The following is a 4,940-nucleotide window of genomic DNA, read 5'->3' as shown; positions in this document are numbered from 1 at the left end:
GCCACAGCCGGGCCGGCGCGACCTCGGCGAGCCAGCCGGCGAGATCGTCGGCGAGGGCGGCTCCCATCCGGCCCGCCGCAATCTCCTGCACGGCGGGGACCAGCAGGCCCGCCGCGGGCGGGTCCGCGGGCAACGCCGCCACCGCGAGCTCGCCCAGCAGCAGGTAGAGGCCCTCGCTGTCGGTGGGCCGGCGGGAATCCCCGGCGACGCGGGCGAGCACCGTGACCAGCGGGTCCGCTGCCAGCTCGGCCGTCATCTGCCGGGTCAGGTCGAGGTAGTCGGTATGCAGCGCCGGGATGGCCCAGCCGGTCACGTCCACGCTCGGAGCGCCGGGCCACCGGCCGGCCGGGGCCGCTCCGGCCAGCACGGCGCGCAGGTTGCGGTCGGCCCGTTGGATCATGGCCAGGCCGTCCGGTTCGGCGCCGTCGACGGCGCCGAGCAGCGTCGTGAGCAGGCCCGTCTCGAACAGGGCGAGCGAGCCCAGCCGCGCGATGAAATCCGGGACGGGCAGCGCGCCCGCCTCCCCGCGGCACACGCCACGCACCAGCTCGCGCAGGGCGCCGCCGACGCGGACATCGGTGGGCATCGCCCGTGGGTTCACGGCGCGCCGGGCGATCTCGTCCACGCAGCCGACGACGATCTCCAGCGCGTCGGACCCCGTGAGCTGCCAGGCGCTCGCCCGCAGGGCCGCGAGCAACTCCGCCGGGCGCACCCCGACCAGCAGGGCGTCCGCGCACAGGTCGCCGACCGCCTCGACGTCGGGATCGGCCGGCAGGGCGCGCACCCGCGCGGTCAGGTGCGCGGCCCGGGTGGCCGGATAGTCCTCGGTGACGAGCCGGCGCCATTCCTTGCCACCCGCCACCTGGTGAAGCTCGCGGCGCCGCTCCAGCAGCCCGTACACCGCGAGCACCAGGGCGGCGGCGTCCACGTGGTCGGCGGTGGCGACCCTGGCCAGGACGGACAGCATCGCCTGGGCCGCAGCACCTGACCCGGACCCGGACGCGGACGCGGGCAGCCCGTGCGCGGCGACGTCGGCCGCGAGCCCCGCCACCACCCGCTCGCACGCCGACGCGGCGCCGTTGCGCTCCCCCGCCGCCCGCTCTCCCGCGTCACGGCCACCAGCGTCACGGCTCCCTGCGTCACGGCCACCAGCGTCACGGCCACCAGCGTCACGCAGAACCGTGAAGTACTCCAGGAACGCGGTCCGGTACGGCTGAGGCCATCCCTCGCCGGCGAACCGTCCGGCGAGCGGCACCCGGACCGCCCCCGTCAGCGCGAGCTCGAGCAGGTCGAGCCGGGCCGCGATGGTCGGGTCGCCGCTGCGCCACTCGGTGAGCTCCGCCGCCCAGTCACGGCGGCGTTCCACCGGCAGCGCCGCCAGCGTGCGCAGCAGCCAGTCGAGCACCGGGGTGATCGGGAACGGCAGCTCCGACGGCCCGTGGCGGGCCAGCCGGAGCAGGGTCAGCACGTGCCGTTCCCCGTGCCGGGCGACGCGCGCCACTGCCGCCGCGGACGTCGCGCCACCCCAGGCGTCGGTGCAGGCGACCAGCTCGCGGGCCCGGTCGGCGGACGCCAGCCAGCGCAACCAGCCGCCGGTCCGGTCAGGATCGACGGTGTCCACCAGCGCGACCAGGTCGAGGAGCACGACGGCGGGCGCCGCGGCGAGAGCGTGGCGCACGTGCTCGGCGACGCGTTGCCCGCGGTCGACGGACAGCCGGCCGAGCCGGATCTGCTCGGCGAGGAACCGGGCGGGCGCCGCGGGAACCCCCAGCGGGCCTCCCGCCCACCGCTGGTCGTCGAGCCGCGGGCCGGCCACATGGGCGGTCAGCGTCGGCCAGAAGTCGAGCGCGGCGGCCAGGTCGGCGAGCCGGTTCGCCGCCGCCGGATCCGGCCGCGGGCCCCACAGCACCGCCCAGGCGGCGCGGGTCACCACGCCCATCAACCGGGCCCGCTGGTCCGGGCCGACCAGGCCGCGGTCGGCCCAGCCCGGCCAGGAGATCGCCAGCGCGTCCAGGCTTTCCGCGCCCGCGTCCGCCACCAGCACGTGTGCGGCGCGCTCCACCTCGTTGCGCGCCAGCATGTCGACGCTTCCGGTGGTGACCAGCGCCAGCAGGTCGGCCGCGGTCGCGGTGCCCGCGGCGAGCAGGCCGCGCACGTGGGTGACGGGATCGGCGCGAGCCAGGCAGGCGACCGCGTGGGCGGCGTCGTCGGCCGGGTGCGGCTCGGTCTCGGCGGCGAGGAACTCGACGACCCGGGTCAGTGACCAGCCCTGCCCCTCGACCAGGCCGACGAGCAGGTGATGGTAGCTGCGGGCGTCGCCGCGCAACGGGCGCAGGATCCGCTCGCCCTGCTGCCACGGCGCGCCCGCGTGGTCGGCCCGTTCCCGGGCGCCGAAGCCGAGCCGGATGTGCCGGGCGCCGCCCTGATCGAACCAGGTGCTGGCGACGAGCCGGGCCCGCTGGCCGTAGGGCAGCAGCGAGACGACCGCGTCGAGGTAACGCAGGCGGGTCAGCGCCTGGTCGTCCGGCTGGCTGACGGGGGCGCCGAGCACCGCCACCGGTCGGGTGAGCAGCGTCGCCGCGGTCGCCGCCGCCGTCGGCAGGTCGACGTCCAGCTCGGCCAGGGTCGCCTCGACGTCCGCGGCGCGCAGCCGGCCCACGGTCAGCTCGACGGTGCCAGCGCCGTCCGGCAGGCCGTCGAGGTCGAGGCGGATCGCGGCGGCGTACAGGTCGGTGTAGGACACCGGCGTCTCGCGCAGGGCGGAGAAGGGGACGCAGACGAAGCGGGTCGCCGCGATCGGCCGGTGGGCGCCGTCGACGTGCTCCGTCCAGGAGCGGACGGCGACCCCCAGCACCGTGTCCGCGCCGCGGGGCGCGTAGCAGATCGTCGCCCAGGGCAGCGACTCGCCGCTGGGGTCGGACAGCGACCGGGCCGGCGGCGTGCCCGGGTTGAACCGGCGCAGGATCTGCTCGTACTGCGGCCGGCTGAAGTAGCCGCCGCAGCGCAGCACGGCGTAGTCGTCGTCGCTGCCCGGCTCCTTCGTCATCACCGCCCAGCCGGCGGGCAGGCGCACGGCGTCCCCGGCCACCGGCACGCTCACCTCTTGCGGGCGGCCGACCGCGTGCTCTCCTCCAACCAGAGGAACGGCTCCAGCACGTTGATCGGCCGGATCGCGCCGCGGATGCGCGCCTCCCCGCCGGTCTTGACGACGTTGGCGAAGTCGTGTGCGCGGAAGTACCCCGACGGCCCGATATGGAAGCCCACGGACGAACTGACGAAATAGGAGACCCGGTCGGGGTGGAAGTAGTTGTTGATGCTGCCGCGGACCAGCCGGGCCGAACCCTCGTGGCCCTCGTCGCACAGCCGATCGAAAAAGGTCTTCGCGAGGTTGTCGGGTACCCGGGGGATACGCTCCGGCTCGTCGCCGGTGAGAACCACACCCGTGCGGAACGCCTGGCGGAACACCGCGGGCTCGTCGAACTTCGTGACACACACCGCCAGGAAGTGCGGCAGTTTTCCGCCGCGCAGGCGGTTGGCCTCGAAACACCGCCGGGTGACCTGCTCCAGGGTGCGCTGGAAGAACTCGTAGGCGTCGCTGTTGCGTTGTTCCCGGACCGGATCGAACAGGTAGACCAGCCCGTCGCACATGCTCAGATGGTCAAGCAGCAGCTCCCACTCGTCGGGCGCGTCCGGTTCGCCGTCGAACAGCCCGGCCCCCTCGTCGAACACCGAGGAGGAGGGCAGCGAGTTCTTCGGGGTGGAGCTGCCGAAGTAGCGGCCGGCCACGTCCAGCAGCTCGACGACGAAGACCATGTTCTCCGGCCGCGAGCCGCGGCGCAGGGGCCGCCCGGCAAGCCGCCCGCCCCGCGCCGGACCGATGAACCGCCAGCTCAGCGCCGTCATGCCCGGAGTCGCCGAGGGGAAGACGTGCCGGCTCTGCAACAGGTCGGTGTTCTCGGACAGGAACGCTCCCGCGTCGTCGTCGCCGCCGATGACGATCCAGGACGGGCTGCCCGGGACGGTCGGCTGGCTGATGGCGGCGATGTTGAGCGCGGCAAGGAAGGTCGTCTTACCGCTCTGCGGGGCGCCCCACAGACCGATGCGCGCAAGCTGGGTCGGCTGCCCCACCGGCGCCGTCACAGCCGCGCTCCCCGCACTCCCCGCACTCCCCGAGCTCGGACGACGGCGTCCGCGGCGCGCGGGACAGCGCCGCACGCGTCGGTACGCACAGGACGAACGGTGAAAATAAGGTGCCCCCCGACACGGCGCCGGCAGCGAACATCCCAGGCGGAAGCGGGCAGCCCCGGGGGCCACTCTCCGTCATGGTTCGCGGGCTCGACGCGACAGATTTGTTGCAGTATGGAGCGGTCTGGCCACCCGGTCAAGCCGCCAAAATGGTCCGATCATCATGGAGTGACGTGGCCGCCGGACGTCTGACCGATTGTGCCGGGCAACGTACGCTATGTGCGCCCAGGTCGGCCGCCACGTAAGATCGGCCAGCAGCGTCCGGCGGGAGTCGCGAAACCCGGCGCGGACGGCGGCGGCGCGGCGTTCGCCAGGTGTGGCTGTCGGCGCGGCGGGACGGTTCGGGGGGAGCGGTGACGCAGCGGCTGTCCGACATCGAGGTGGAGATGCTCGCGCGCGCCTTCCATCGCCCGTCCACCGCGATGGCGGTGCTCGAACGGGCCGGTCTGGAGCGCTGGCGGCAGCCGTCCTGGACGACGCAGACCCCGCTGGAGTTCTGGGACGAGGTCAACCACCACCTTCGCCTCGGGGTGTTGCTGGACGGGCGGATCAACATCCTGGCCGCGGCGGCGGCGCTCTACCCCGCCAATGAGGTCTTCGCCGCGGTCGTCGAGCCGGCCGGATCCTCGCCCGCCGCGGGTCCCCAGTCGGCGGGTCCCCCGGCCGGCCGGGCCGCGCCGGCGCCTTCGGTGGGG

The 4,940-nt window shown here is 74.7% G+C and carries 3 protein-coding genes; 1 reads left to right on the top strand and 2 read right to left on the bottom strand.

Annotated elements, in window-relative coordinates:
- Together ND748_RS25125 and ND748_RS25120 are read right to left on the bottom strand one after the other, a co-directional pair.
- The coding region (locus ND748_RS25125; RefSeq protein ID WP_251748491.1) for a hypothetical protein at nt 1-3,088 on the bottom strand (3,088 nt) is incomplete at its 3' end.
- An 8-nt stretch (nt 3,089-3,096) separates the two neighbouring features.
- Complete coding sequence (locus ND748_RS25120) at nt 3,097-4,140, bottom strand: hypothetical protein (RefSeq protein ID WP_251748489.1); 1,044 nt, start codon at nt 4,138-4,140, stop codon at nt 3,097-3,099.
- A 419-nt stretch (nt 4,141-4,559) separates the two neighbouring features.
- On the opposite strand from ND748_RS25120, the gene ND748_RS25115 reads away from it, so the two are divergent.
- Nucleotides 4,560-4,940: effector-associated domain EAD1-containing protein (locus ND748_RS25115; RefSeq protein ID WP_251748487.1), on the top strand; the 381-nt coding region annotated here is incomplete at its 3' end.

Origin of the sequence: Frankia sp. AiPs1 (assembly GCF_023716945.1) — a bacterium.
GTDB lineage: Bacteria > Actinomycetota > Actinomycetes > Frankiales > Frankiaceae > Frankia.
Note: the sequence above shows the minus strand (reverse complement) of the source record. Positions and strands in the feature narration are given on the sequence as shown.